General features: G+C 65.2%; 26 protein-coding genes. 7 read left to right on the top strand and 19 right to left on the bottom strand.

Features of this window, described 5'->3' with window-relative positions:
• Nucleotides 1-63: 63 nt before the first annotated feature.
• Nucleotides 64-1,404, top strand: coding sequence for an MFS transporter (locus ATF69_RS15210; protein WP_056065185.1), 1,341 nt, complete (start codon nucleotides 64-66; stop codon nucleotides 1,402-1,404).
• Nucleotides 1,405-1,683: 279 nt separating this feature from the next.
• Here the strand turns inward: ATF69_RS15210 and tolA are convergent, their stop codons facing one another.
• From tolA to ATF69_RS15155, 11 genes are all read right to left on the bottom strand, one after another.
• Nucleotides 1,684-2,655, bottom strand: a complete 972-nt coding sequence (tolA, locus tag ATF69_RS15205) for a cell envelope integrity protein TolA (RefSeq protein WP_146871488.1) — start codon at nucleotides 2,653-2,655, stop codon at nucleotides 1,684-1,686.
• A gap of 31 nt (nucleotides 2,656-2,686) precedes the next feature.
• Nucleotides 2,687-3,109 carry an ExbD/TolR family protein gene (locus ATF69_RS15200; RefSeq protein ID WP_056064849.1) on the bottom strand — a complete coding sequence of 141 codons (423 nt, stop codon included), beginning with the start codon at nucleotides 3,107-3,109 and terminating at the stop codon, nucleotides 2,687-2,689.
• A 15-nt stretch (nucleotides 3,110-3,124) separates the two neighbouring features.
• Complete coding sequence (tolQ, locus tag ATF69_RS15195) at nucleotides 3,125-3,838, bottom strand: protein TolQ (protein ID WP_015015035.1); 714 nt, start codon at nucleotides 3,836-3,838, stop codon at nucleotides 3,125-3,127.
• On the bottom strand, nucleotides 3,835-4,254 hold the full coding sequence (gene ybgC / locus ATF69_RS15190; RefSeq protein ID WP_146871574.1) for a tol-pal system-associated acyl-CoA thioesterase: 420 nt from the start codon (nucleotides 4,252-4,254) through the stop codon (nucleotides 3,835-3,837). Before ybgC ends, tolQ begins: the two co-directional genes overlap by 4 nt.
• Nucleotides 4,255-4,274: 20 nt before the next feature.
• Nucleotides 4,275-5,459, bottom strand: coding sequence for a pyridoxal phosphate-dependent aminotransferase (locus ATF69_RS15185; RefSeq protein WP_146871487.1), 1,185 nt, complete (start codon nucleotides 5,457-5,459; stop codon nucleotides 4,275-4,277).
• A 118-nt stretch (nucleotides 5,460-5,577) separates the two neighbouring features.
• Nucleotides 5,578-6,117 (bottom strand): transcription antitermination factor NusB, encoded by a 540-nt coding sequence (gene nusB, locus ATF69_RS15180; protein WP_056064843.1) that lies wholly within the window; start codon nucleotides 6,115-6,117, stop codon nucleotides 5,578-5,580.
• The gene (gene ribH / locus ATF69_RS15175; protein ID WP_056064840.1) at nucleotides 6,114-6,578 is read right to left on the bottom strand and encodes a 6,7-dimethyl-8-ribityllumazine synthase; all 465 of its coding nucleotides are present in this window, start codon (nucleotides 6,576-6,578) and stop codon (nucleotides 6,114-6,116) included. Before ribH ends, nusB begins: the two co-directional genes overlap by 4 nt.
• A gap of 19 nt (nucleotides 6,579-6,597) precedes the next feature.
• Nucleotides 6,598-7,719: a bifunctional 3,4-dihydroxy-2-butanone-4-phosphate synthase/GTP cyclohydrolase II gene (ribBA, locus tag ATF69_RS15170; RefSeq protein ID WP_099730764.1), complete on the bottom strand. Its 1,122-nt coding sequence runs from the start codon at nucleotides 7,717-7,719 to the stop codon at nucleotides 6,598-6,600.
• A 225-nt stretch (nucleotides 7,720-7,944) separates the two neighbouring features.
• Nucleotides 7,945-8,241, bottom strand: a complete 297-nt coding sequence (locus tag ATF69_RS15165; protein WP_056064834.1) for a 2Fe-2S iron-sulfur cluster-binding protein — start codon at nucleotides 8,239-8,241, stop codon at nucleotides 7,945-7,947.
• Nucleotides 8,242-8,253: 12 nt separating this feature from the next.
• Nucleotides 8,254-8,892, bottom strand: a complete 639-nt coding sequence (locus ATF69_RS15160; RefSeq protein ID WP_146871486.1) for a DUF938 domain-containing protein — start codon at nucleotides 8,890-8,892, stop codon at nucleotides 8,254-8,256.
• A gap of 566 nt (nucleotides 8,893-9,458) precedes the next feature.
• Nucleotides 9,459-9,740, bottom strand: coding sequence for a DUF427 domain-containing protein (locus ATF69_RS15155; protein WP_146871485.1), 282 nt, complete (start codon nucleotides 9,738-9,740; stop codon nucleotides 9,459-9,461).
• 316 nt (nucleotides 9,741-10,056) lie between these two features.
• Here ATF69_RS15155 and ATF69_RS15150 point away from each other — a divergent pair, with 316 nt between their 5' ends.
• From ATF69_RS15150 to ATF69_RS15140, 3 genes are all read left to right on the top strand, one after another.
• Entirely contained in the window at nucleotides 10,057-10,959 is a 903-nt protein-coding gene (locus tag ATF69_RS15150) for an SDR family oxidoreductase (RefSeq protein WP_146871484.1), read from the top strand.
• A gap of 240 nt (nucleotides 10,960-11,199) precedes the next feature.
• Nucleotides 11,200-12,726, top strand: coding sequence for a glutamate--cysteine ligase (gshA, locus tag ATF69_RS15145; protein WP_146871483.1), 1,527 nt, complete (start codon nucleotides 11,200-11,202; stop codon nucleotides 12,724-12,726).
• A gap of 195 nt (nucleotides 12,727-12,921) precedes the next feature.
• The gene (locus tag ATF69_RS15140) at nucleotides 12,922-13,599 is read left to right on the top strand and encodes a Crp/Fnr family transcriptional regulator (protein ID WP_146871482.1); all 678 of its coding nucleotides are present in this window, start codon (nucleotides 12,922-12,924) and stop codon (nucleotides 13,597-13,599) included.
• 71 nt (nucleotides 13,600-13,670) lie between these two features.
• Here the strand turns inward: ATF69_RS15140 and ATF69_RS15135 are convergent, their stop codons facing one another.
• The 6 genes from ATF69_RS15135 to ATF69_RS15110 all read right to left on the bottom strand — a co-directional run bounded on the left by ATF69_RS15135 (nucleotide 13,671) and on the right by ATF69_RS15110 (nucleotide 18,914).
• Nucleotides 13,671-14,540: an alpha/beta fold hydrolase gene (locus ATF69_RS15135; protein WP_146871481.1), complete on the bottom strand. Its 870-nt coding sequence runs from the start codon at nucleotides 14,538-14,540 to the stop codon at nucleotides 13,671-13,673.
• A 44-nt stretch (nucleotides 14,541-14,584) separates the two neighbouring features.
• Entirely contained in the window at nucleotides 14,585-15,568 is a 984-nt protein-coding gene (locus tag ATF69_RS15130) for a Bug family tripartite tricarboxylate transporter substrate binding protein (protein ID WP_146871480.1), read from the bottom strand.
• Between the two features lie 48 nt (nucleotides 15,569-15,616).
• Entirely contained in the window at nucleotides 15,617-16,528 is a 912-nt protein-coding gene (locus ATF69_RS15125; RefSeq protein WP_146871479.1) for an SDR family oxidoreductase, read from the bottom strand.
• 49 nt (nucleotides 16,529-16,577) lie between these two features.
• Complete coding sequence (locus ATF69_RS15120) at nucleotides 16,578-18,083, bottom strand: flavin-containing monooxygenase (protein WP_146871478.1); 1,506 nt, start codon at nucleotides 18,081-18,083, stop codon at nucleotides 16,578-16,580.
• Nucleotides 18,084-18,435: 352 nt separating this feature from the next.
• Nucleotides 18,436-18,606, bottom strand: coding sequence for an oxidoreductase-like domain-containing protein (locus tag ATF69_RS15115; RefSeq protein WP_121422635.1), 171 nt, complete (start codon nucleotides 18,604-18,606; stop codon nucleotides 18,436-18,438).
• Nucleotides 18,607-18,662: 56 nt separating this feature from the next.
• A complete protein-coding gene (locus ATF69_RS15110; RefSeq protein ID WP_121419482.1) occupies nucleotides 18,663-18,914 on the bottom strand; it encodes a hypothetical protein in 252 nt (83 codons plus the stop codon).
• A gap of 85 nt (nucleotides 18,915-18,999) precedes the next feature.
• Here ATF69_RS15110 and ylqF point away from each other — a divergent pair, with 85 nt between their 5' ends.
• Nucleotides 19,000-19,971 (top strand): ribosome biogenesis GTPase YlqF, encoded by a 972-nt coding sequence (gene ylqF, locus ATF69_RS15105; RefSeq protein WP_146871477.1) that lies wholly within the window; start codon nucleotides 19,000-19,002, stop codon nucleotides 19,969-19,971.
• Nucleotides 19,972-20,161: 190 nt separating this feature from the next.
• The gene (locus ATF69_RS15100; RefSeq protein WP_146871476.1) at nucleotides 20,162-22,438 is read left to right on the top strand and encodes a putative bifunctional diguanylate cyclase/phosphodiesterase; all 2,277 of its coding nucleotides are present in this window, start codon (nucleotides 20,162-20,164) and stop codon (nucleotides 22,436-22,438) included.
• A 142-nt stretch (nucleotides 22,439-22,580) separates the two neighbouring features.
• Here ATF69_RS15100 and ATF69_RS23160 read toward each other — a convergent pair whose 3' ends face one another.
• Nucleotides 22,581-22,724 carry a hypothetical protein gene (locus ATF69_RS23160; RefSeq protein ID WP_167514358.1) on the bottom strand — a complete coding sequence of 48 codons (144 nt, stop codon included), beginning with the start codon at nucleotides 22,722-22,724 and terminating at the stop codon, nucleotides 22,581-22,583.
• An 80-nt stretch (nucleotides 22,725-22,804) separates the two neighbouring features.
• Nucleotides 22,805-24,091, bottom strand: coding sequence for an MFS transporter (locus ATF69_RS15095; RefSeq protein ID WP_146871475.1), 1,287 nt, complete (start codon nucleotides 24,089-24,091; stop codon nucleotides 22,805-22,807).
• Nucleotides 24,092-24,399: 308 nt separating this feature from the next.
• Between ATF69_RS15095 and ATF69_RS15090 the strand changes: the two genes are divergently transcribed.
• On the top strand, nucleotides 24,400-25,422 hold the full coding sequence (locus ATF69_RS15090) for an OmpA family protein (protein WP_146871474.1): 1,023 nt from the start codon (nucleotides 24,400-24,402) through the stop codon (nucleotides 25,420-25,422).
• The last annotated feature ends 239 nt before the right edge of the window (nucleotides 25,423-25,661 follow it).

Here is a 25,661-nt window from a genome sequence, read left to right as displayed (position 1 = left end):
ACAGAAGTTGCGTGTAGAACGGAATGGTCTGAGTTAGCTACACAACGTCAAGGAGCCATGTTCATGAGCAGCCCCGCCACTGCCACTTACCCCGCGGCCGGTTTTCACGAAAGCGCCGCCTCTCTCTCGCGGGCTGATACGCATGAAGACGTCACCCCCAGCGAAATCGCTGTGGGCGTGATCATCGGACGCTCGTCCGAGTATTTCGACTTCTTCGTTTTCGGGATCGCCTGCGTTCTTGTCTTCCCGTCCTTCCTGTTTCCCTTCCTGTCGCGCCTGGACGGCACGCTGATGGCCTTTGCGCTGCTGGCCGTTGCCTTCGTGGTCCGCCCGGTGGGTACCGCCATCTCCATGGCCATCCAGCGGCGCTGGGGGCGGGGCACCAAGCTGACCATTGCGCTGTTCGTGCTGGGCGTCTGCACGGTGGGCATGGCCTTTTTGCCGGGCTACAAGGATGTGGGCACTACAGCCATCGTGGCGTTGCTGATCCTGCGTGTGGGCCAGGGCTTGGCGCTGGGTGGTTCGTGGGACGGCTTGCCGTCGCTGCTGGCCATGTCGGCCCCCAAGGAGCGCCGGGGCTGGTACGCCATGATCGGCCAGCTGGGCGCGCCTCTGGGCTTTGTGCTGGCTGCGGGCCTGTTTGCCTACCTGTACAGCAGCCTCACGGTGCAAGAGTTTCTGGCCTGGGGCTGGCGTTATCCGTTTTTTGTGGCCTTTGCCGTGAACGTGGTGGCCCTGTTTGCCCGCCTGCGTCTGGTGGTGGGGCAGTCGTACTCCGAACTGCTCAAGGACCGCGAGTTGCAGCCCGTGCCTGTGAGCCGCGTCATGCGTGATGAAGGCAGCAACGTGTTGCTGGGCGCCTTTGCGGCGCTGGCCAGCTTTGCACTGTTCCACCTGGTCACGGTTTTCCCGCTGTCATGGATCACGCTGTACTCCGACCAGCCTGTCACCCAGATCCTGGGCGTGCAGATCGTCGGCGCGTTCCTCGCGGCGGGCGCCATCATGGTGTCGGGCTGGCTGTCGGACCACCTGGGCCGCCGCAAGCTGCTGGGCGGCATGGCCGTGCTGATTGGCGTGTTCAGCTTTATGGCGCCGGTGTTGCTCAACACCGGCGAGGTGGGTAGCACCATGTTCCTGTTGCTGGGCTTTGTGTTGCTGGGCCTGTCGTACGGCCAGGCATCGGGCACGGTCACGGCCAACTTCTCGCCGCAGTATCGCTACACCGGCGCCGCCCTGTCGGCCGACCTGGCCTGGATCATTGGTGCAGCCTTCGCACCGCTGGTGGCCCTGTATCTGTCATCGCAGTTCGGTCTGCTGGCAGTGACGGTGTATCTGCTGTCGGGTGTGGCCTGCACGCTGGGCGCGCTGAACCTGAACCGCCGCATGGAGCGGCGTGACCGCTGATGCATGCCGGCGAATTGCTATCGAATGTATAGCTTGTAGCGCATATTCCACTAGCGCTACCAGCATAAAAGGCTCAAAAAGCGCCCGGTTCTGCCGGGCGCTTTGCTTTGGGGGGCTTGCAATCCACGGCTCAGTCCATCGTACCGGGGCACACTGCCACAAGGGCTCAGACGCAGGCGGTCAGCGTTGCTGCGGCGTGGGCTCCAGCAGCGCCTCAGCAACGAGGCGAGGGACCACGGCAGAAGTGCAAGCCCCGTGAGGGCGGGGCTCGGGGCCCGCTCAGTCCTGGGGCCTGAAGCCGATGGTGAGGGAGGGCGGCACGCGCCCGTCCACATCGCGCGGCAGTGTCTCGGTCTTGTCCAGGGCCCGCAGCACCGCGTCGTCCCAGGCCTTGTTGCCGCTGGACTGCACCAGCCGCTTGCCCACAATGGTGCCGTCGGGTGACAGCCGCACTTCCACCTCGGCGCGCGGGTTGCCCGAGATGGCGTCTGGATACACGATGTTGGGCTTGACCTTGGCCGCGACCTTGTCTCCGTAGCTGCCCGAGGGGCTGCGACTCTCCTTGTCTTTGCCCGTGGCGTTCTCGCCCCCTGTGGCTCCTGCCATGCCCTGAATGCGGCGCAGGTTGGCTTCGCGCTGTTCGGCCAGTTGCTTGGCCTCGGTTTCTGCCTTGCGCTTGGCGGCCTCGTCGGCCTTGCGTTTGTCTTCCGCCAGCTTCTTCTGCTTGTCCTGCTCGGCCTTTTTCTGTTCGGCCAGCTGCTTTTCGCGCTGTTCCTTTTCTTTGTCGCGTTCTTTTTGCAGGCGCTCTTTTTTCTCCTGCTCCAGGCGGTCGCGGCGTTCTTCTTCCTTGCGCTCACGCTCGCGCTTTTCACGCAGCTGCTGTTGCTCGCGGGCTTTCTTTTCCTGCTCCAGGCGCTTTTTCTCGCGCTCGATGGCGATGTCCGCCTCGCGCGTATCGGGCGGCTCGGCCGCACGCACTGGGGGGGCAGGGGGCGGGGGAGGGGTGACCTGCTGCACAGGCGGTGGTGGCGGGGGCGGTGGGGGCTCCACGGCGCGGGGCGCAGCCTGGGTGGGCACGGCGGCCCACAACTCAGCTTCTACGGCGGGCTGGTCGGCCGTGTTCTTCCAGTTCACACCCCAGGTCAACGCGCCGATCAGCACTGCATGCACCAGCACCGCCAGCGTGATGGCGCGCAGGCGCGCCGGTGGACGGGGCGGGGCAAACTGGTCGCGGTCGGTGTGGGCGTGCATGGGCGTCTGAGCGGTGCCGGGCGGGTTCGGTTCAACCGCCTTGCTTGACCGACAGGCCTACGCGTTGCACGCCTGCCTTTTGCAGGGCGTCCATCGCCTTCACCACGGTTTCGTACTGCACGCCCTTGTCGGCGCTGATGACCACGGCGCTCTCGGGCCCCTGGCCCTTTTGCCAGCGGCTGGCGGCATCGCCAATCTCCCGCTGGTTCAGGCTGCGCGTGGCTTCGGGGGTCTTGAACTGCAGCGTGCCGTCCTTGTTGACGATGACCTGGGCCACCACCTTGGGCATGTTCTTGCTCTTGCCCACGCTGGGCACGTCGACCACGCCGGGTGTGAGCATGGGCGCCGTCACCATGAAGATGATGAGCAGCACCAGCATGACGTCAATGAACGGGACCATGTTGATCTCGTTGATGGTGCGGCGGCCTCGGCCGCGGGATGCCATGGCGGGCATGGGGCGCCTCCCGGATCAGTGGCCCGAGGCCGTGTGGCCTGTGGACGCGGGCTGGGCGCCCAGGTTGCGCTGCAGGATGTTGGAGAACTCTTCGATGAAGGTCTCCTGGTGCGTGGCCACGCGGTCAATGTCCCGTGCAAAGCGGTTGTAGGCGATCACGGCCGGGATGGCCGAGAACAGGCCGATGGCGGTGGCGACCAGCGCCTCGGCGATGCCAGGGGCCACGGTAGCGAGCGTGACCTGTTCCATGCCTGCAAAGCCGGTGAAGGCGTGCATGATGCCCCACACGGTGCCGAACAGGCCCACATACGGCGATACGGAGCCGACCGATGCCAGGAAGGAAAGGCTCGACTCGACCACATCCATCTCACGCTGGAAGCTGGCACGCATCGCGCGGCGGGCGCCGTCCAGCAAGGTGCCCGGGTCGGTGATGCGGCGCTCGCGCAGTTTCTGGTACTCACGCATGCCGCTGGCAAAAATGCGTTCCATGGGGCCGGCCTGCTTGGCGTTCTGGGCGGCCGCTGCGTACAGGTCGTTCAGGCTGGTACCCGACCAGAACTCGCGCTCGAAATCCTCGTTCAGTGTCTTCACGCGCTTCAAGGCAAACAGCTTGCGGAAGATGGCGGCCCAACTGGCCACCGACACGCCCAGCAGCAGCAGCATCACGAGTTGCACCACCCAGCTGGCGTGCAGCACCAGGGAGATGATGGACATGTTTTGGGAATTCATGGTGTGAGTTGTTCCAGGAGGGTGCTTGGAATTCTGGCGGGGCGCAGGGTGGCGGCATCCACCCATCCGATGCGGATGGTGCCTTCGGTCAGCAAGGTCGGGGGCTGGTCGGTCATCTGCTCTGGTTTCAGGAGCGCCTGCTGCACTATTGTCAACGATGCGCGGCCACTGCTTCGCAGGGCGGCGGTAACAATCAGTTCATCGTCCAGCCGCGCAGGGCGGTGGTAGCGCAGCTGCGCGTCGGTTACGACAAACATGCCGCCGGTTTGTTCCCGCAACTGCTGTTGGCCCACACCCAGCGACCGCAGCCATTCGGTGCGCGCGCGCTCGAAGAACTTGAGGTAGTTGGCGTAGAACACGATGCCACCGGCATCGGTGTCCTCCCAGTAAATCCGGATCGGAAATTCAAACGCCATCGTGGGGTCGCTCGCCTTGGTCATCCGAGCAGCTTGCGCAGCCGCTCCACGGACTCCTGCAATTGCGCCATGGAGTTGGCGGTGGAGAAGCGGATGAAGCGCTCGGGCTCGGCCGTGCCAAAGTCGCGCCCCGGTGTCACGGCAATGTGCGCGCGGCGCATCAGCTCAAACGCAAAGTCCCAGCTGCCGCTCACGCCCAGGCGCTGCGCGGCCTGCGTGCAGTCGGCCCAGGCATAGAAGGCGCCATCTGGCATCACGGGCACATTCAGACCCAGCGACTGCAGCGCGGGGATGAAGAAGTCGCGCCGCGCCTTGAACTCGGCGCGGCGGCGTTCGTATTCGGCAATGCTCTCGGTCTCGAAGCAGGCCAGCGCTGCATGCTGCGACACGGTGCTGGCGCAGATGAACAGGTTCTGCGCCAGGCGCTCGACCACCGGCACCATGGCCTCGGGCACCACCATCCAGCCCAGGCGCCAGCCGGTCATGTTGAAGTATTTGCTGAAGCTGTTGATGCTGATGATGTTGTCGTCGATGGCGAGTGCGGTGTGGCCAAACTCTTCCTCGTACGACAGGCCCAGGTAGATCTCGTCGATCATCGTGATGCCGTCGTGCGACCGCACCACGTCATGGATGCGGCGCAGCTCGTCGGGCGCTATCGAGGTGCCGGTGGGGTTGGACGGCGAGGCCAGCAGCACGCCGCGCGTTTTTTCATTCCATGCCGCACGCACCTTGTCGGCGCTCAGCTGGTAGCGCTCTGCCGCCGTGGTGGGCAGCAGCACGGCCTTGCCTTCTGCGGCGCTCACAAAGTGGCGGTTGCAGGGGTAGCTCGGGTCGGGCATCAAAATTTCGTCGCCCGACTCGATGAGCGCCAGGCACGCCAGCTGCAGCGCGGCCGATGCACCGGCGGTGACCACGATGCGGCGCGCAGGCACGTTGACGCCAAAGCGGCTCTGGTACCAGCCGCTGATGCGCTCGCGCAGCGCATCCAGCCCCAGCGCGTTGGTGTACTGGGTGGCGCCGTTGTGCACGGCGCGGGCGGCGGCTTCCTGCACCAGGGGCGGGGCGGTGAAGTCGGGCTCGCCGATGTTCAAGAAGATCATCGGTTCGCGCGTGCCCGCCACCTCGCGGGCCAGGGCCTGCGCGGCCTTGGCGACCTCCATCACATAGAACGGTTCAATGCGCTCGGCGCGCGTGGAAAACTTCATGGAATGGCATCCTGCCCCGACCGGGCCCCTTGTGGACGTGGTGGCGTGAGGGCGTAGAGAGAAAAGAAACCAAGCCGCCCCGCTTCAACGGGCAGGGCGGCAGCGGGGCGGTGGCAGGTCAGGCAGCGCCCGCGCCTGCGGCCTTGTCGGCTGCCACTTCCACGGCGCGCAGTTGGGGGGCCAGGCCGTTGAGCACGGCGTTCACGTACTTGTGGCCGTCCGTGCCGCCAAATTCCTTGGCGAGTTCGATGCATTCGTTGAGCACCACGCGCCAGGGCACATCCAGGCAGTTCTGGAACTCGTACACGCCGATCCACATGGTGGCGTGTTCGATGGGCGAGATCTCGGCCATCTTGCGGTCCAGCAATGGGGTGATCAATGCGTCCATGCTGGCGGCATGCTCGATGCAGCCATGCAGCAGCGCGTCGTAGTGCGCCGAGTCAGCCTTGTGGAAGCCCGCCAGGTCGCGCGTGAACGCATCGATGGCAGTAGCGTCGTTGCCGCCCACCAGGTGCTGGTACAGCGCCTGCAGCGCAAATTCGCGCGCACGGCTGCGGTTGGACTTGGAGGCGGCCTTGCGGGTGCCCGTGCTTTTGAGGCCGGTGCGGGTTTGCTTGGGCGGACGTGCCGACGATGGCGTAGGGGTGTTTTCGCTCATGACAGTTCGTCCAGCAGGTTGGCCATTTCCACCGCCACGCGGGCCGCGTCCACGCCCTTGTCGGTCTGGCGGGCGATGGCCTGTTCCATGTTCTCGGTGGTGATGATGGCGTTGGCAATCGGGATCTGGTAGTCCAGCGACAGGCGCGTGACGCCCGCGCCGGATTCGTTGGCCACCAGCTCGAAGTGGTAGGTCTCGCCGCGGATGATGCAGCCCAGCGCGATCAGCGCGTCGTACTCGTCGCTCTCGGCCATGGCCTGCAGGGCCACGGGCACTTCGAGCGCGCCGGGCACCAGCACATGCTTGATGTGCTTTTCCTGCACGCCCAGGGCCAGCAGCTCTGCGCGGCAGGCAGCAGCCAGGGTGTTGGTGATGCTCTCGTTGAAACGGGCCTGTACGATGCCGATGTGCAGCTTCTTGCCGTCCAGTTTGTCTGCGGTGCCTTTGTCTGCGCCAAACATAGTGATCCTGTTCCTGTCTTTATTCTTTGGGGATGAAGCCGGTGATTTCGAGGCCGTAGCCTGTCATGCTGGGCATGCGGCGTGGCTGGCCCATCAGGGCCATCTTGTGCACGCCGCATTCGCGCAGGATCTGCGCGCCCACGCCGTAGGTACGCAGGTCCATGCGGCCGCGCTCGGGCGCCTGGGCGGAGCGGGCGGTGCCTTCAAACTGCGCCAGCAGCTGGGAGGCGCTTTCGCCACAATTGAGCAGCACGGCCACGCCCTTGCCTTGTTTGGCCAGGTATTGCAGGCTGGTGTCCAGGCCCCAGGAGTGCATGGAGCGGTTGACTTCGAGCGCATCGAACACCGACAGCGGCTCGTGCACACGCACGGGCACCACGTCGTCGGCGCTCCACTGGCCCTTGACCAGTGCCAGGTGCACGGCCTGGCTGGGCTTGTCGCGGAAGGCATGGGCGGTGAACTCGCCATACGCCGTCTGCAGTGTGCGCGTGCCGACCTTTTCGACCAGCGACTCGTTGCGGCTGCGGTATTCGATGAGGTCCGCGATGGTGCCGATCTTGAGGCCGTGCTCGGCGGCAAACAGCTGCAGATCGGGCAGGCGGGCCATGGTGCCGTCGTCCTTCATGATCTCGCAGATCACCGATGCGGGGCTGCAGCCCGCCATGGCGGCCAGGTCGCAACCGGCTTCGGTATGGCCGGCGCGCATCAGCACGCCGCCGTCCACCGCCTGCAGCGGGAAGATGTGGCCGGGCTGCACCAGGTCGCTGGGCTGGCTGTTGCGGTCCACCGCCACCTGCACGGTGCGGGCGCGGTCGGCGGCCGAGATGCCGGTGGTCACGCCCTCGGCGGCTTCGATGGAGACGGTGAACGCCGTGCTGTACACCGTGCCGTTGCGCGCTGCCATGGGCGGCAGCTTGAGGAACTCGCAGCGCTCGCGGCTCAATGTCAGGCAGATCAGGCCCCGGCCGAAGCGGGCCATGAAGTTGATGGCCTCGGGCGTCACATGGTCGGCGGCCAGGACGAGGTCGCCTTCGTTTTCGCGGTCTTCTTCATCCACCAGGATGACGATGCGCCCGGCGCGCATCTCGGCCACGATGTCCTCGACGGGCGAGATCGGCACGGGGGTGAGGGGGGTGTTCATGGAAGGTCGGGGCTTTCTGTGGAGCCTCTGGCGGTTGCCAGCTGGCGGTGTGCTGCAGCACAGGTCCCCGTGGCCGAAGGCAACTGTGGTGCCTCCAAGAAACCGCCCCAAAGAACATGCGATGCGGCGCTGCCGCACGTCAAAGGGGCATCGTGCCCCCAAAGCCCTGGATTTTAGTGCACCGGGGCCTGCTTGGTGTTTGAAAGGCGCGGTGCCTGACGCAGATCAGATGGCGCTGCCCTGCAGCACCACGTCCGACGTGGGGTAGGCCACGCAGGGCAACACGCAACCTTCTTCCTTTTCTTCGGCCGTGAGGCCTGGCCATTCGATGGCGTAGCGCACCGTGCCTTCGACCAGCTGGCCCAGGCAGGTGCGGCAGGTGCCGTTGCGGCAGGAGCTGGGCCAGTCGATGCCGCCTTGCTCCATGGACAGCAGCAGCGGCTGCTCGGGCCAGGCGTCGCACTGGGTGCCATCGGGCTCGACCTTGGCGATGAAGAAGGGGGCGGCGGTGGGTGTCGTCATGGACGTGTCTCTTCAGGGTTGGTGGGCGGCGTGGGTCCACACCAGCAGCAGGTTGTTGGCGGGCATCGCGTGTCGCGCGGCCAGTTGCAGGTCGGCCTGGGCGGCCACCGCCATCACGTCTTCGATGCGGCGGATGCCCCAGGCGGCGTCTTGCGCGCGCAGGCTGGCGTCAAAGGCCAGGTTGCCGGGGGCGGTGGGCACGCCGTCTTCCAGGTAGGGGCCGTAGGTGACCAAGTGGCCGTCCGGCGCCAGGTGGCGGGCGGCGCCCTGCATCAGCCCGGTGCAGCAGGCCCAGGGGGCGATGTGCAGCATGTTGGCGCAGTAGACCAGCTCGAACGACGCGGCGCCGAATGCCGGGCCGTCGCTGGGCCACTGGTCGTGCAGCACGTCCAGCCGCCGGGGCACCTGCACGTTGCGGGCACCGGCCTGCGCGGCCCAGCCGGTGATGGAGGCGAAGTGAGTGTCCTGCAGGTCGGTGGGCTGCCAGGTCCAGCTGGGCAGGGCGGCTGCAAAGTGCGCGGCATGCTGGCCGGTGCCACTGGCAATCTCCAGCGCGGCGCCGGTGTTGGGCAGCAACGCCAGCAGCTGCGCCAGGATGGGCCCCTGGTTGCGCTCTGCGGCGGGACTGTGCTGAAGGTACGTGGTGGACACTGGTAGATGGAGTGTTTATGGCCGCTAGCGCCAGTGGATCATGCGGGGGCAGCTATGAAATAAAGAGCGGCCAACCAGGGGCCGACGTGCACTGTACCGCAGACGATTTACCCACCCGTGCTGCCTGTTTTTTCAGCGGCACAAGAAGTTGCCTTGTAAATCAATGACTTAAGACTGTCATACAAGGCTTGTTCACAGTTATCCACAAGATTGTCCAGTGCGGACAGGGATAACCAGGGGTTTTGGAGCCTTCCGTGGGGCGGTGGATACGGTCCACCCACAGCGGGTTGTGAGTGCCTATTTTTTGAGCGACACAAGGATAATCCTTGTAAATCAAGCACTTAAACGTGTCATGCAAGGCTTATCCAAGGTTATCCACACCATTGTCCAGTGCCTGTTGGGATAACCCGCACCACGATTTTGTAAATTGCCTAAAAATGAGGCAATGCAGTGCATTCCCTTGCAAATCAAGCACTTGGCGTTGTCATACAGGACTTGCCAAAACTTATCCACATGATTGTCCAGCGCGCGCAGGGATAACCTGCTGAGCGTGCTGGCAGGCCGTTTCAGGCCGTGACCTTCACACCCTTCCAGAACGCGACGCGGCCCTTGATCTCAGCGGCCTCGGGCTTGGGGTCGGCATAGAACCACGCAGCGTCGGTGTTCATCTCGCCGTTGACCAGCAGCGACAGGTAGCTGGCCTGGCCCTTCCAGGCGCAGGTGGTCTTGTGGTTGCTGAACGTGAAGTAGTCGCGGTGCAGCGCGCTTTCGGGAAAGTAGTGGTTGCCTTCCACCACCACCGTGTCATCGCTTTCGGCAAGCACTACGCCGTTCCAGATGGCTTTCATGGGAGATCCTTGGGTCAAAGTGGCCGGTAGCGCTAGTACTGCAAGCGCTAGCAGCTATCAAAAAATGAGTGAAGGAGGGATGCGCCAGCCACTCTTGGGGACCTGCGCAGCTACCCATTATTCCCAATGTGCCGCGTTACCGCGCGCTATGTTCTGGCCCTGGAATGGGTTGGTGCCATATCCAGTCGCCTGCGCAACGCGCACGGGCCTCGCAGTGGCTTACAGTGCAGCGCGCGGCATCCGCACCTGCGGTGAGGTGCCAGGGGTTTTTGCGTTCCACACATTCATCGACCAAGACAACAGGAGAACCTTCACCATGGGTATTGATTTCCAAGGCCGCGTGGCCATCGTGACGGGCGCAGGCGGTGGCCTGGGCCGCCAGCATGCATTGGCGCTGGCCCAGCGCGGCGCCAAGGTGCTGGTCAATGACCTGGGCGGCGCGGTGGACGGCAGCGGCGGCACGGTGACGGCCGCGCAGGCCGTGGTCGACGAGATCCGCGCCGCAGGCGGCGAGGCGCTGGCCAATGGCGCGTCGGTCACCGACTTTGCGGCCGTCGAGGCCATGGTGCAGCAGGCCATCGACGCCTGGGGCCGGGTGGACATCTTGGTCAACAACGCAGGCATCCTGCGCGACAAGTCGTTCGCCAAGATGGACATGGCCGACTTCCGCCTGGTGGTGGACGTGCACCTGATGGGCGCCGCCAACTGCTGCAAGGCCGTATGGCCGCACATGGTGGCCCAGCAGTACGGCCGCATCGTCATGACGACATCCTCCACCGGCCTGTACGGCAACTTTGGCCAGGCCAACTACGGCGCAGCCAAGCTGGCCCAGGTGGGGCTGATGCAGACCCTGGCCATCGAAGGCGCCAAGTACAACATCCACGTGAACGCCCTGGCCCCCACGGCCGCCACGCGCATGACCGAGGGCCTGATGCCCCAGGAGGTGCTGGACGCCCTGAAGCCCGAGGCCGTGGTGCCCGCCATGCTGGTGCTGGCGCACGAAAGCGCGCCTTCGCGCACCATTTTGTGTGCCGGTGCGGGCACGTTTGAAGCGGCCCATATCACCCTCACACAGGGCATCCACTTGGGTATTGGCGCCGATGTGCCCGAGCAACTGGCGGCCCGCCTGGCCGAGGTGACCGAGCGCGCGGGCGAGCAAGTACCACAAAGTGGCGCAGCGCAAGGAACCAACGAAGTTGGAAAGGCTTTAGCGCGCTGAATCGGCGGGACAGGCATGCGCTTCTTGCGCCATTCGGGCGCATTGCTGCGTTGCAAGTGCTCGCGATACCGTCAAGGTATCGCTGTGCCTTGCGCCTGGCACTGCATCCCGAATGGCGCGATCTTCGCTTGCCGTCCCGCCGATTCAGCCCGCAGCCGCAAGGGCTTGACACCCCCGTGGGCGGGCCAGCGCTCAACGTGCTAAGTTCCGGGCCGACAGAAGTTGGATCGGTATAAACATATGAGCAAACTGCACGAGAGACTGGCCGCCTACCCGGCGGACGCCCTGGGGGGGATTCGCCGCGGCATCGAAAAGGAAGGGCTGCGCGTGCTGCCCACCGGTGGCCTGGCCCTCACACCCCACCCGCTGGCGCTGGGCTCGGCCCTCACACATCCCCTGATCACCACGGACTACAGCGAGTCGCAGCTGGAGCTGATCACTGGCGCCCACAAGGGCGTGCAGCAGTGCCTGGATGAGCTGACCGAGGTGCACCAGTTCGTGCACCACACCCTGAAAGACAGCGGCGGCGAGCTGCTGTGGGCCTCCAGCATGCCCTGCGGCCTGCCCACGGACGAGACCATTCCCATCGGCCGCTACGGCAGCTCCAACGTGGGCCGCGCCAAGAGCGTGTACCGCATGGGCCTGGGCCACCGCTATGGCCGGCGCATGCAGACCATTTCGGGCATTCACTACAACTGGTCGCTGCCGGGCGTGGACAGCGAGCAGTATTTCGCGCTGATTCGCAACTTCCGGCGCCACGCGTTTGTGCTGCTGTACCTGTTTGGCGCCTCACCCGCCTTGTGCCCTTGTTTTGTGGAGGGGCGCGAGCACCGCCTGGAGCGCATGGAGGGCGGCAGCGCGCTGTACCTGCCCCACGCCACATCGCTGCGCATGGGCCGCCTGGGCTACCAGAGCGACGCGCAAGCCACGCTGGCCGTGAGCTACAACGGCCTCACGGGCTACGCCAACTCGCTGCACGAGGCACTGACCAAGCCATACCCCGCCTACGAAACGGTGGGTGTGCGCAACCCCGGCGGTGACTACAACCAGCTCGGCACCAGCCTGCTGCAGATCGAAAACGAGTTCTACGGCACCATCCGCCCCAAGCGCACGGTGCGCACGGGCGAGCGCCCGCTGCATGCCCTGCGCGAGCGCGGGGTCGAATACGTCGAAGTGCGCCTGATGGACCTGGACCCGTTCGTGCCCGTGGGCATCACCGCACCCACCATGCGCCTGCTCGACGTGTTTTTGCTGCACTGCCTGCTGTCCGACAGCCCGCCCGACACGCCCGCAGAAATTGCCGAACTCAAGCAGAACCAGCACCTCACCGCCGAGCGGGGCCGCGAGCCCGGCCTGCGCCTGTCCCGCAACGGCCAGAGCGTGCCGCTGACCGAATGGGGCACTGAAGTGCTGGCCGCTTGCGAGCCATTGGCCGCAGCCCTGGATGCCACCCATGGCACCGACGACTACAGCACCGCACTGCGCGATGCCCGCACCTTGATGGCTGCGCCCGAGCGCACACCCTCAGCCCGCGTGCTGGACTGCATCGTGCAAAGCCACCAGCACAGCTTTGAAGCCTTTGCGCGCCAGCAGTCCATGGCCGCCCGCGACGCGCTGCTGGCTCTGCCCTGGATGGCCGATCAGCAGGCGCGCTATGTGGCCATGGCCGATGAATCGATCGCAGCGCAAAAGGCCATCGAGGCCGCCGACACGCTGCCGTTTGAGGAATGGCGCGAGCAGTACATGGCGGTGGAGCAGCTGGGCTAGTTTTTGGGGTTTTGCGCTGTCTGCATAAGCGCTGACAGCTATATTTATTGAAGCAAAGGGGACGCTGGTCTCCACCACGGCACGCGCAGCGGCGGCATTCTCCAGGGAAGACACCCGCCGGACCTCCCCTCAGCGGTGTGTTGGTGGTCAGTGACTATGCGGCGTCCGCGCTGGCGTCATTTTGGAGACGATGGGATGCGAAAACAGACTCCGGAAATCCCTTCGGGCAGTGCTCCAGACAGACTGTCTCCCGAACTGGAGCGTCTGTTGCGGGTCGGCGCCCGCCGGCGACACCTGTCGAAAAACGAGGTCCTCTACACGCGGGGTTCGGCGCCTGACTCGGTGTTTTACGTCGAATCGGGTGCCGTTCAACTGAGCGCCACTTCGGTCAACGGCAGGGAAGCGGTGCTGGGCGTGGCTGAACAGGGACGATGGTTTGGTGAGCTGACCCTGTTCATCAATGCTCCCCGGGTCCATGACGCCAAGGCGCTGGTGAAAACCGAGCTGCTCGTGGTGCCGGCCTCGCGTCTTCATGAGGTGGTGGACAGCAATGCCGACTACCTTCGCGAGTTCCTGCGCGTGGTGTGTTACCGGTACAAGTGGGCCATCGAGCGGATCGACGCCAGCATCCTGCAGCCGCTGTCCGTGCGGCTGGCCCAGCGCCTGCTCGCCGAGCGGGAAATGGCGATGCGCGAGGGTGCCGCGCAGCAGCCCGAGCTACGCCTGTCCCAGGAAGGGCTTGCGCAGCGGCTGGGCGCCTCGCGGCAAAGCGTCAACAGGCAGCTCAAGGAATGGGAGTCCCAGGGCCTGCTGCGCCTGGTGTACGGAGGGGTCACGCTGCTGGATCCGGAGGCTCTGCGGCGTGTCTCCTGAGGCGCGGGGGCTGCTGGGTCACTGCGCCGGCGGGCGCGTCCCGCAGCCGTTTTCAGGTTGACAGGCTCTGCTCATGCCAGAAACCGCGTCAACAGATGGATGAAGTCGTGGGGCCGCTCCAGGTGGGGCACATGGCCGCAACGGCCCAGCACGTGCAGGTCGGCGCCCGGGATGCGCTGCGCGATCTGCAGGCCAATGTCCAGCGGCACCACCCGGTCTTCGCCGCCCCAGATCACCAGCGTGGGCATCGTGATCCCTGCCAGCCTGTGGGTGACGTCGCCAAACTGGGTGGGGTACTGGCGCAGGCTTTCCGCAAAGTTCGTGAGGTGCTGGGGGCAGGCCATGGCCGCCGCCAGCTTCTGCTGCACCATCTCCGGGGTGAGGGCGCTGGAGTCAAAAACAACGCATTCGAGGAAGCTGCGCATGCGGGCCGCCGTGGGTTCTTGGTAGAAGTCCAGCATGGACCGCACGCCCTCGGGCAAGGCAGGATGGAAATTGCTGCGGCCCCCCGTGCCGCCCGATGCCAGCACCATGCGTGCGGTACGCCCCGGCCATAGCAGCGCAAACGCCACTGCGCTGTGGGCGCCCATGGAAGTGCCCACCAGATGCACAGGCTCGTGGATGCCGGCTGCGTCCAACACCGCCTGCAGTGCCCGGGCGTTGAGCTGCGAACGATCCTCCTTGCACACCACGCCGTCGCTGCGGCCCCAGCCCGGCAGGTCTGGCGTGATCAGGCGAAATCCCGCATCCTGGAGGGCCGGGCGCTGCAGGGCAAATGCGCTCCACCCCGTCGTGCCGGGCCCCGAGCCATGCAACAGCGCAACCACCGGTGCGTGGGGCGTGCTGCTGCCGGTGTCCGTGTAGTGGATGCGCAGCTGCCTGCCGTCATGGTCCATGACCGCTTCGCGGGAGCATTCACGTTCATTGGGCTGCGCTGCCATGGGAGCCGCCTTTTCGATCGCTGACGGGGACACGGGATGCACGCTCACTGCGTCAGCCGGATGTTGGCCGCCTTGGCGATCTCCGCATAGACGGGTGCGTCGGCCTTGATCTGTTGTGCAAATTCCTCGGGCGTCCCGCCGCCGGCGATGACGCCGAGCGTCTTGAGCTTTGCCAGCACATCGGGCATGCGCAGGATGTTGCTGACCTCGTTGGCAATCTTTTGCGCAACGGCAGGAGGCGCCCCCGCCGGAAGGAACAGGCCGTGCCATCCCATGGGTTCGAACGACTTGTAGCCCAGTTCGGCGAAGGTGGGCACGTTCGGCAGTTCCTGAAGGCGCTGCGGGCCGCCGACCGCCAGCGGCCGCATCGACTTGATGTGCGGAAGCGCAGACGGAACATCAATGAACGCGCTCGGCAACTGGCCGCCCACGATGTTGGTGATCATGGGTGCCGACCCCTGGAACGGCACATGCGCCAGATCGACACCCGCCTGCATTTTGAGCAGTTCGCCCTGGAAATGGGCGCCGCTGGCGATGCCGTAGCTGCCGTAGCTGAGCTTGTTGGGGTTGGCCTTGGCCTGGGCCACGAACTCTGCAACGGACTTCACTGGCGAGTCATTGGGCACGACGAACAGGTTGGTCGTGCGAATCGTCATGACCACCGGGAGCAGGTCCTTGAAGGCATTGAAGGACAGTTTCTCCATCACCGCGGGTTGCTGGATCAGCACGACGTTGTGGGCCAGCAGCGTGTAGCCATCTGCCGGGGACTTGATGGTGGCCTGCGTGCCGATGATTCCCGAGGCTCCCGGCTTGTTATCGATGTAAACGGGTTGTCCCCACGCCTGTTGCAGCTTCTCGCCGATCATTCGCGCCACGGCGTCCGATGCACCTCCGGCAGGGTACGGAACGATGATCTTGATGGGGGCGCTGGGGTAGGCAGGTTGCGCCACAGCGCTAGAGAGCGCCCATGGGCTGCTGGTCAGGAGGGCCAGCGTGGCAGCGGGCAATGCGCGTCGAATCATCTTCATGGTGTTGTCTCCAAACAGTCGTTATGTTGTAGGTGGGGTAAATGTTGCTCAGTGCGTAATGGCCGCCAGCAGCCGATCGCGCCGGGCTTTCAGGGCGGGGACCATTTCGTACGGAAGATCGGGGTTGGTCTGATCCAGAACGTGGTCCATGCGGGACTTGACCAGCGGGAGGGCTTCAGGGCTGGGGAAAACGTAGAAGCGGTCTTGCTCGATTGCCTGGAAGGTGATCTCTGCCACCGCTTGCGCAGAGATGGCGCCATTCATCACCGCCTGCTGGGAGGCTTTGCGGGCTGCGAGCTGGGATTTCGTCAGGCCGCCGTCATCCATGAGATGGGCGGGCCGGTTGCGCTCTGACTGGCCAATGTCGGTGGATACATACGACGGGCACAGAAGTGCAGCGTGCACCTGCGGCGTCACCATCTCCAGGTCGTGGCGCAGGCATTCGGAGAGCGCCACCACGGCATGCTTGGACACGCTGTAGATGCCCATTCCGGGGGAGGTGAGCAGGCCCGCCATCGATGCCGTGTTGACAATGCAGCCTTCATAGGCGGGGTCTGCCGCGGCAGCGGCCAGCATTTGCGGCGCGAAGCAGCGAACCCCGTTGATAACGCCCTTGAGGTTGACGCCGAGCAGCCACTCCCAGTCCTTTTCCGAGTGCTCCCAGACCAGGCCGCCTGCCGTGACGCCCGCGTTGTTGAACACCACATGCACAGGGCCAAACGACTGCTGCGCTTGATCGGCCAGCCTTTGCACCGCCGCGGAATCGGACACATCGACCACCACGCCGACCGCCTCCGTTCCCTGTGATTGCAGGGCCTGGACGGTCTGCTCCAGAACGTCTGCCTGGATGTCGGCGAGCACCAGCTTCATGCCGCGCTGGGCAGCCGCCATGGCAAATGCCTTGCCGAGACCCGAACCGCCGCCGGTGATGACTGCGACACGGCCATTGAATGTCTTCATGGTGAATTTCCTTGGTTGTGTGGTGCCTTGCACCGTGGAGGTTGCGTTGTCAGTCTGCGTAGGAGAACAGCGGATCCGTCAGATCCACGCTGGGCAGCACTTTGCGTTCATAGAGATAGTCCTGGCTGTGTTGCCACTCGGGCTTGTCGCCGCGCTTGGGAAGGCGATGCAGGCCGCGCAACATGTACCCGGCGTTTATGTCCTCCGCGTCGACCCAGGCGCCAAGCGCCATGTCGGCATCCTCAGGGCGCGTCACGGGGGTCACGTGCCGGGCCTTGCGGGTCTGCATGTGCTGCAGCAGCCTGCAAACGAACTGGCCCACGAGCTCGGCTCGCAGCGTCCAGCTGTAGCGCCCATAGCCGTACACCCAGGCCATGTTGGGCACGCCGGAGAACATCATTCCGCGATAGCTCACCGTCTGGGCAAAGTCCACCGCACGCCCGTCCACCGAGAACGGTATGTCGCCCATGACCGATAACTCGAAGCCTGTGGCGGTGACGACCACGTCACAGTCGACGCGGTCCCCGGACTGCAGCTGAATGCCCTTTTCGTCGAACTGCGCAATCTGATCGGTGACCACGGACGCCTTGCCTGCGCTGATGGCCTTGAACAGGTCACCGTCGGGCACAAAGGCCACGCGCTGCTGAAGCGGTTTGTACGGGGGGGTGAAATGCCGCTCCACGTCGTAGCCCTCGGGCAGGCAGGCCTTGACGCCGGCGATGAGCTGCTGCTTGAGGGCGTCCGGGTGGGTTCGCGCGCGCTCGATCAGGTCGGCCCGATCCCGCACAACCTTGCTGCGCATGATCTCGTGGATCCATGCCTCGTCGACTTCCAGCTTGCGCAACTCGTCGGCCAATGCATCGGCATTGCGGCCGGTGGCGAAATACGTGGGCGTGCGCTGCAGCATGGTGACGTGCGCACAACGGTCGGCCAGCGCCGGTATGAGGGTCGCCGCCGTCGCCCCGGAGCCGATCACGGTCACGCGCTTGCCGGCGAGATCGATCGAATCGGGCCAATGCTGCGGATGCACAACCTCACCCTTGAACTGCTCAAGCCCCGGCCAGGAGGGTGTATACCCCTTGCCATGCCGGTAGTAGCCCTGGCACATCCAGAGAAAGCCCGCCTGGATCTGCGCCGGTTCCCGGGCGTCGCCCATGGCAAGGTCCAGCGTCCAGGTGCTGGACGCACTGGACCACGAGGCCGACTGCACGCGATGCCGGTAGCGGATGTGCGGCCCCAGCTGTTCGTCCTCGATGGTCGATGCAAGGTAGTCCAGGATCTCCTCGCGCGAGGCAATGGGCTTGCCCTTCCAGGGCTTGAAGTCATAGCCAAAAGTGAAGAGGTCGCTGTCCGAGCGTGCGCCCGGGTATTTGTGAATCAGCCAGGTGCCCCCGGGGGCCTCCATGGCATCCACGATGAGAAAGCTCAATTGCGGGCAATGCTTGCGCAGCAGGGTGGCGCTGCAGATGCCGGAGATGCCGGCCCCCACAATGACCACGTCATAACGCTGGGCAGTGCCGGTTGCGGGATCAGAAACCTGGCGGGGTGAAAGCATTTTTTCTCCTGACTTTGACGGTGGGGCTTGCGTCCTTCAGGTCATTGTGTGCAGCGCATGGATGCAAGACTGTCGGCTTTGGGCAGTCTTCGTGTGCTGGGGAAAAACGTCGAAGTGCGCAGATGCCTGTGCACTGACGGTCACACCTGAACTCACACCGTCAGTCCGCGTGCTGTGCAGCACGTGCAAAGCCACCAGCACCGCCTTGAAGCCTTTGCGCGCCAGCAGTCCATAGCGGTGGAGCAGCTGGGCTGAGTTCGCGGTCGCGGGGCGGGATCCGATTGATCTGCTATTGAATTGATAGCTGCTCAGGCATATTGCACTGGCGCTACCAGCCCAAAACGCTTCAAAGTCAGTCTTGCAGCTGCAGCAAGGCCTCTTGCCGCCAGTATTCGGCGGCGCTCAGAAACCCTTCCCACACGCAGCCGTTGCAGCCGCGCCCGCAGCAGGTCGTGGGCTCGGGCGGCGGGTTGCGCAGCGTGATGCCCAGAGCAGCCGCGCGCTGCTGCAGCGCCGCGAACATGGCTTGCGCAGTGGCGCCGTCCACCGCCGGGGCTGGGTCTATCAGTTCAGGCGCTGTCACGGCTGGCGGCGCCCCGCCTTGGCGCGGCGCAGGCCGTATTGCACGCCAAACGCGATGCCCAGCACCAGCGCAAACCAGCCCACCAGGGCCGCCTGGCTCATCAGATCGCGCACGCTGGCGGAGCGGGCCACATGAGGCGCCAGCAAGATGACCAGGCCAATCAGGGCCAGGGTCACGCTCTTGAACAGCAGCTCCTTGTCGGCCTTGGTGGCGTTGGGCTTGCGCGGGGTGTCGAGAGGTGCAGGCATGCAGATAAAAACGCCGGGGCGTGGGCAGAAGGAAGACCGCGATTATCCTTGCCACCCTTAGAACACAGAAGAAAGTACCCCCCGCATGGCCATCCAGTGGTTCCCCGGTCACATGCACCTGACCCGCAAAGCCATCACCGAACGCATCAAGGACATTGACGTGGTGATCGAGGTGCTGGACGCGCGCCTGCCCGGCTCCAGCGCCAACCCGCTGCTGGCCGAGATCACGGGCCACAAGCCCACGCTCAAGGTGCTCAACAAGCAGGACGTGGCCGACCCCGAGCGCACTGCGCTGTGGGTGGACTGGTACAACGCCCAGAGCGACACGCGCGCCGTGCCGCTCGATGCGTCCGACCCCGCCCCTGCGCGCAAGCTCATCGACGCCTGCCATCTGCTGTCGCCCAACCGCGGGGGCATGGCCAAGCCCATGCGGGTGCTCATCTGCGGCGTGCCCAACGTGGGCAAGTCCACGCTGATCAACACCTTGACCAACAAGCGCCATGCCAAGACGGGCGACGAGGCGGGCATCACCAAGCTGGAGCAGCGCATCACCCTGGCCGACGACTTCTACCTGTGGGACACGCCCGGCATGCTGTGGCCGCGCATTGTGGTGCCCGAAAGTGGCTACAACCTGGCCGCCAGCGGCGCCGTGGGCCGCAATGCCTACGACGAGGAACTGGTGGCGCTGGAGCTGCTGCGCCGCCTGCAAAAACACTACGCCCCCTTGCTGGAGTCCCGCTACAAGCTGGGCCTGCCTGCGGGGGCCGTGGCCACGATGCACGACGAGGAACTGCTCGCAGCCATCGGCAAGAAGCGCGGCGCCATGCTGGGTGGCGGCAAGGTCAACCTGCAAAAGACGGCCGAGATTGTGATGACGGACTTTCGCACCGCCATCCTGGGCCGCATCACTCTGGAAACGCCCGCCGAGTTTGAAGCCTGGCGTGCTGCAGGCCTGGCCGAAGACGCCAAGCGCCAGGCCAAGAAAGACGCGCGTGCCAAGGCCAAGGGCAAGGGCTCTGGCGTGCGCGAGCCTGCGCCGGGCAGCGACGCGGACTGATTGATCAGGCCTGCGCCTGCGGGCCTGTAGGCTGCGGCGGCCATTTTGGGCCGAAGCTGGCGACGGTTCTTGGTGACACCGATGCAGATGCCGATGGATGGGCGCCGCAGCCACTCCAGCGGCGTTTTGTTCATAGGCATTTTCTATGCCTGCGGTTACGATGGTTTCCTCCCCCGTAATTCCCGTCGCCATGGCCGAAGCCCCCGTTGTTCCGCTGCCAGACCACGAAGACGCTACAACGCGCCACCTGGTGCGCGTAGCGGGTTGGTCCGTGATGTTGCTGGGTTTTGTCATCGGCTTTCTGCTGCTGTGGGATCAGCCCGTGCAGCCAGTGCGCGTGGCGCTCAACTTTGTCGCTGGCTGCATTGGCGGCACGGCGCTTCTGCTGGCCCGCTGGCGGCGGTGGACGCTGGCCACCTATCTGCTGGTGTGGGGCGTGTGGGTATCGGTGTCGCTGGTGGCGGCTCGCAATGGCGGCGTGAACGGCCCCAACCTGCTGAACTACCCCGTGATCATTGTGCTGGCCGGATGGCTGCTGGGCGCGCGTGCCACGCTAACGCTTGTGGGGCTCACGGCCCTGCTGTTCCTGGGTTTCATCTGGGCGGACGTTCAGGGGTTGCTCAAGCCCGTTCAGGTGGCCAACCGCGTGGCGGGTGCTGTGTACCTTGCGGGCATTCTGGTGCTGACCGCTGCAGCCACGCTGCTGTCGCGTCGCAACTACATGAGCCGGGTGCGTGAGGCCCAGCAGACTGCGGCCAACCTGGCAGCCAGCGAGGCGTCGCTGCGCAAGCTGTTGCGGGCAGTGGAGCAAAGTCCAGAGGCCATCGTCATCACCGATCTGCGCGAGGACATCGAGTACGTCAACGAGGCCTTTGTGCGCCGCACGGGCTACGCGCGCGACGAGGTGGTGGGCCGCGCCTCGGCAGACTATTCCAGCAACGGCCTGGCGCCCGCGCAGCGCGAGGGCCTGCGCACCACACTGGCGCGCGGTGACAGCTGGGCAGGCGAACAGGTCAACTACCGCAAGGACGGGCAGGAATTGATCGAGTCTGTAGTGGTGGCCCCCATCCGCCAGACCGACGGCCGCGTGAGCCACTATGTGGAGCTCAAGCAGGACATCACCGAACGCAAGCGCGCTGCCGACGAAATTCACCGCCTCGCGCATTTCGACGGCCTCACCAGCCTGCCCAACCGGTCCACCCTGATGGAGCGGCTGCACGTGTTGCGCGGGCGTGCAGGTCGCCCGCCTTCCACCCAGCATGCCTTGCTGCTGCTGGACCTGGACCGGTTCACCACTTTCAACGATGCGCGCGGCAGCGAGATGGGGGACCGACTGCTCTGTGCCGTGGCGCTGCGGCTGTCCGAGATCCTGCCGCCCCAAGACCTGCTGGTGCGCGTGGCGGGCGATGAGTTTGCCGTGGTGCTGCATGGCCTGGGGGTGGATGCCTCGCTGGCGGGCCGGCATGCGCTGGCCTTTGCCGAAAAACTGCAGGCCGCCTTGCTGCGCCCCTTGCGTCTGGAGGGCGATGCGCAGGACGCCCAACTGGGCGCCAGCGTGGGTATCACCCTGTACCCCCAAACGTCGGACGACGGTGCTCACGATGCGCTGCGGCGCGCGGGCACCGCCCTGCACCGCGCCAAGCAGGCCGGGGGCGGACGGGCTGCGTTTTTTGAGCAGGGCATGGGCGAGGCCGCCGAGCAGCGCTTTCGGGTGGAGCGCGAACTGCGCCATGCCATTGGCGCAGGCGAGCTGCGGCTGCACCTGCAGTCGCAGGTGGATGTGTCGGGCCAGGTCACGGGTGCCGAGGTGCTGGTGCGCTGGCAGCATCCGCGTGACGGCCTGGTGGCGCCGGGCGTGTTCATTCCGGTGGCCGAGGAGTCCGACCTCATCGTCAGCCTGGGCGAGTGGGTGCTGGCCCATGCCTGCGCGCTGCTGGCGCAGCCGGTGTTCCGCGAGCGGCGGTTGCGGCTCTCGGTCAACCTCAGCGCGCGGCAGTTCCGGCAGGCGGGTTTTGTGGGGCAACTGCGGGCAGTGCTGGCTGCCACGGGGGCAGACCCCCGGCTGCTGACGCTGGAAGTGACTGAAGGCCTGGTGATCGACGACTTTGATGACGCGGTGGCCAAGATGCGTGCCCTGGCCGCGCTGGGCGTGGACATGTCGCTGGACGACTTTGGCACCGGCTACTCATCGCTGGCCTACCTCAAGCGCCTGCCCATCCAGGAGATCAAGATCGACCGGTCGTTCGTGCACGAGGCCCCCACCAATGCCGACGATGGCGTGCTGGTCGAAGGCATCTTGTCGGTGGCACGGCACTTCGGCCTGCGTGTGGTGGCCGAGGGGGTGGAGACCCAGGCCCAGGCCGACTTCCTGCGCCAGCGCGCCCCGGACATCGTGTACCAGGGCTACCTGTTTGGCCGGCCAGAGCCCGATGCACAGTGGCTGGCGCAGTGGGCCCAGCCTGCCTGAGCCCGGCGGCGGCGAGCGCCGAATGAAGGGCTGCCTGATGCGGAATTTCAAACAAAAATAGCTGCAGGCGCTTATGCAATATGCGCCTGAAGCTATTGTTTTGGTAGCGTATTCGCCGGGGCAGGCGGAGTGCTGGTGTGACCTATTTGTTTTTGTCTTTGCCCTTGGGCATGACGGTGGTCATCGGCGGCATGGGCCGGTCCGATGCGCTGTGTTCCTTGGGCGGCGAGGTGTCCTTTTTGGGTTTCTTCGCCATCTTGTTGCTGCGCTGTTCGCCTTTGGCCATGGGGCCTCCTTGAAAGGTCTCGGGATGGGACCGTGCGAGGATGGTACGTCACAAATTACGCCGCTGGCAGCTGCCGGGGGCTACGCACCTGCGCCTTCTGTAGCCTGCCGCACACCATCACCCAGCGCCCGCACAGCCAGCCGCTGGTCGTAAGCCAGTGCCAGCGCGTTCAGCACGGCAATGCCCATGCCCAGCGCGCAGGTGGCGCCCCATCCGCCCCACAGCCAGGCCACCGACCCCATCGCCGAGCCCGTGGCCGCACCCACAAAGTAGCTGGTCATGTACACCGCGTTCAGCCGCGCGCGGGCGGTGGGGTCCAGCCGGTAGATCACGTTCTGGTTGCTGATGTGCACGCCCTGCAGCGCCAGGTCGGCCACCAGCATGCCCACCACAAACCACACCAGGCTGCTGGCGCCCAGCCACAGCGCGCCCCAGCCCAGCAGCAGCAAACCTACCGATGCGGCGGTGGCCACCTGCGCCTGCCCACGGTCAGCCATGCGGCCTGCCACATTGGCCATGAGTGCACCGGCCACGCCCGCCAGCCCCACCAGCCCAATGCCGGCGTCGCCCAGTCGGTGTGCAGGCCCCGCCAGCAGCAGCGCCATGGTGGAGAACAACACACTGACGGAGGCAAACGACAACCCTCCCAGCAAGGCCCGGCTGCGCAACCGGGGGTGGTGCAAGGCCAGCGTGCCCAGCGACCGCAAGACCTGTCCATACCCCTGTGTCGGTGCTGAGGTCGTATTGCGCGACATGGGCATCACCCACCACAGCGCCAACGCCACGGCCACCATGGCGACGCCCGCCACCCGGTACACCAGCGTCCAGCCGCCCACCTCTGACAGCAGCCCTGCCACACTGCGCGCCGCCAGAATCCCGGTCAGCAGCCCGCTCATCACCAGCCCCACGGCCCGGCCGCTGCGGCCCGGCGCTGCCAGGGTGGCTGCCAGCGGCACCAGCACCTGTGCCGCCACCGAAAACAGGCCGGTGAGCAGCGTGCCCAGCGCCAGCATGGCGTAGTTGTGCGCAAACCCGCTGGTAAACAGTCCCAGAGCGGCCAGCAGCATCAGTGTGGTGATAAGCCGCCGCCGCTCCAGCAGGTCGCCCAGCGGCACCAACAGCAGCAGCCCTGCCGCGTACGCCACCTGCGCCAGCGTCACGATGAGCGCCGCCGACGCGTCCCGCACTTGCAGCTGCGTGGCAATGGAGTGCAGCAGCGGCTGGTTGAAGTAGTTGCTGCCCGCACACAGGCCGCAGGCCACGGCCATGAGCAAGAGCACCGGCGTGCTGAGGTCAGGGGCGCTGGGTGGTGGCGCATCTGGAGGAGCGGGTGCACGGGAGCGGGCGGAGCGGTGGGATGAAGTCATGGAGGGTGCAAGTGCGTGCAGGGGGCGCATGCAACGCTCATGCCATGAGCCAGTGCATGGGTCTCAATTTCCTGTGGGATCCGGTTCGGCGTTTGGCAAGTGACATGAAGCTTGCGGGAGGTGTCCAACACAAAGCCGGTGTGAAACCGTGATGCATTTCGCGAAAGCGGCGCGCTGCGCCATGGCGTCGCATGAAGGCTGGGTGGCCTGCAGCCAGGTGCTCGCCTATGATGGATGCGAGCCCGCCGCCTGTCGCAACGCCGGGTGCAGCTCAGTCAGCGATGCGTGTATTCAACCGGAGATTGCCCATGAGCATGAAGCTGTTTCGTCAGTGGGGCGCATCGCTGTGCCTCGGGTTCCTGGCCTCGGTCAGCGTGTGGCCAACGTTTGCACAGGACATTGCCGGCGCCAAGGATCACCCCGCCGTGAAGCGTTTTGGTGGTAGCACCATCGTGGGCTACGAGGTGCGCAACTTCGACGCCGTGGAGTTCCAGACTTCCACGTTCAAGGAGTTCGACCTGCAGACCTACAAGCGGCGCTACGTGCAGCCGCCACTTACTCTGGAAGGCAAGCTCACCCGCCTGTGGTACGAGGCCCCCGGTGCCACGCGGTCGCTGGAGCTGTTTCGCAACTATGCCAACGACCTTACGGCCAGCGGTTTCACGGCGCTGTATGACTCCACCCGTGACAGTGCGGCGGGCAGTTACACCAACTTTTTGGCCAACTTCAGCAGTGGCCAGCGCGACTTCATCAAGAACAACCGCAGCGAATACGTGATGTATGGCGCCGATGCGAGCACCGTGCGCACGGGGACCTTCCAGAAGGGCAACACTACCGTGCGCCTGATCTCCATCGACTGGCCTAAGGAAGACGCTACGTACAAATCCAGGCAGGGCGCCTACATCGCAGTGGACATCCTGGAAACCAAAGCCATGGAGCAAAACATGGTGGTGGTCAGCGCATCGGACATCAGCAAGTCCATCACGGCCAATGGCAAGGTCGCCATTTACGGCATCCTGTTCGACACTGGCAAGGCCGACGTGAAGCCCGAGTCCAAACCCTCGCTGGAGCAGATCGCCGCATTCCTGAAGGCCGAGCCCACTGTCAAGCTGCATGTAGTGGGCCATACCGATAGCGTGGGCAGTTTCGATAGCAACCTGGCGCTGTCCAAGCGCCGCGCCGACGCAGTGGCCGCCGTGCTGGCCAAGGACTACGGCATTGCGGCCAATCGCCTGGTGGGCAATGGCGTCGCGTCGCTCGCACCTGTAGCCAGCAACAACAGCGATGAGGGCAAGGCCAAGAACCGGCGCGTGGAGCTGGTGCCGCAGTGAGATTTTGTCGCTGATGCATGCAGCTGGGTTGGGCTCCTTCAACCTAACCTGGGCACTGCACTTGTCGGTGCCCACTCATCCAACGTCACGCCTTCGCCGCGTGGGCAGAACATCTGCATGAGACTTCTTGGGCCCGGATGGGGCTTGGGCATTTTGGCAGCATTGACAGGTTGCCAACCGCGAGTTGTGGAGTCTTATGACTTCGGCGTTCAGATCGCCAGGCCCGCTTTTGCGACAGA

The organism is Acidovorax delafieldii (genome assembly GCF_007993815.1).
GTDB classification, from domain to species: Bacteria; Pseudomonadota; Gammaproteobacteria; order Burkholderiales; family Burkholderiaceae_C; genus Acidovorax; species Acidovorax delafieldii.
Note: the sequence above shows the minus strand (reverse complement) of the source record. Positions and strands in the feature narration are given on the sequence as shown.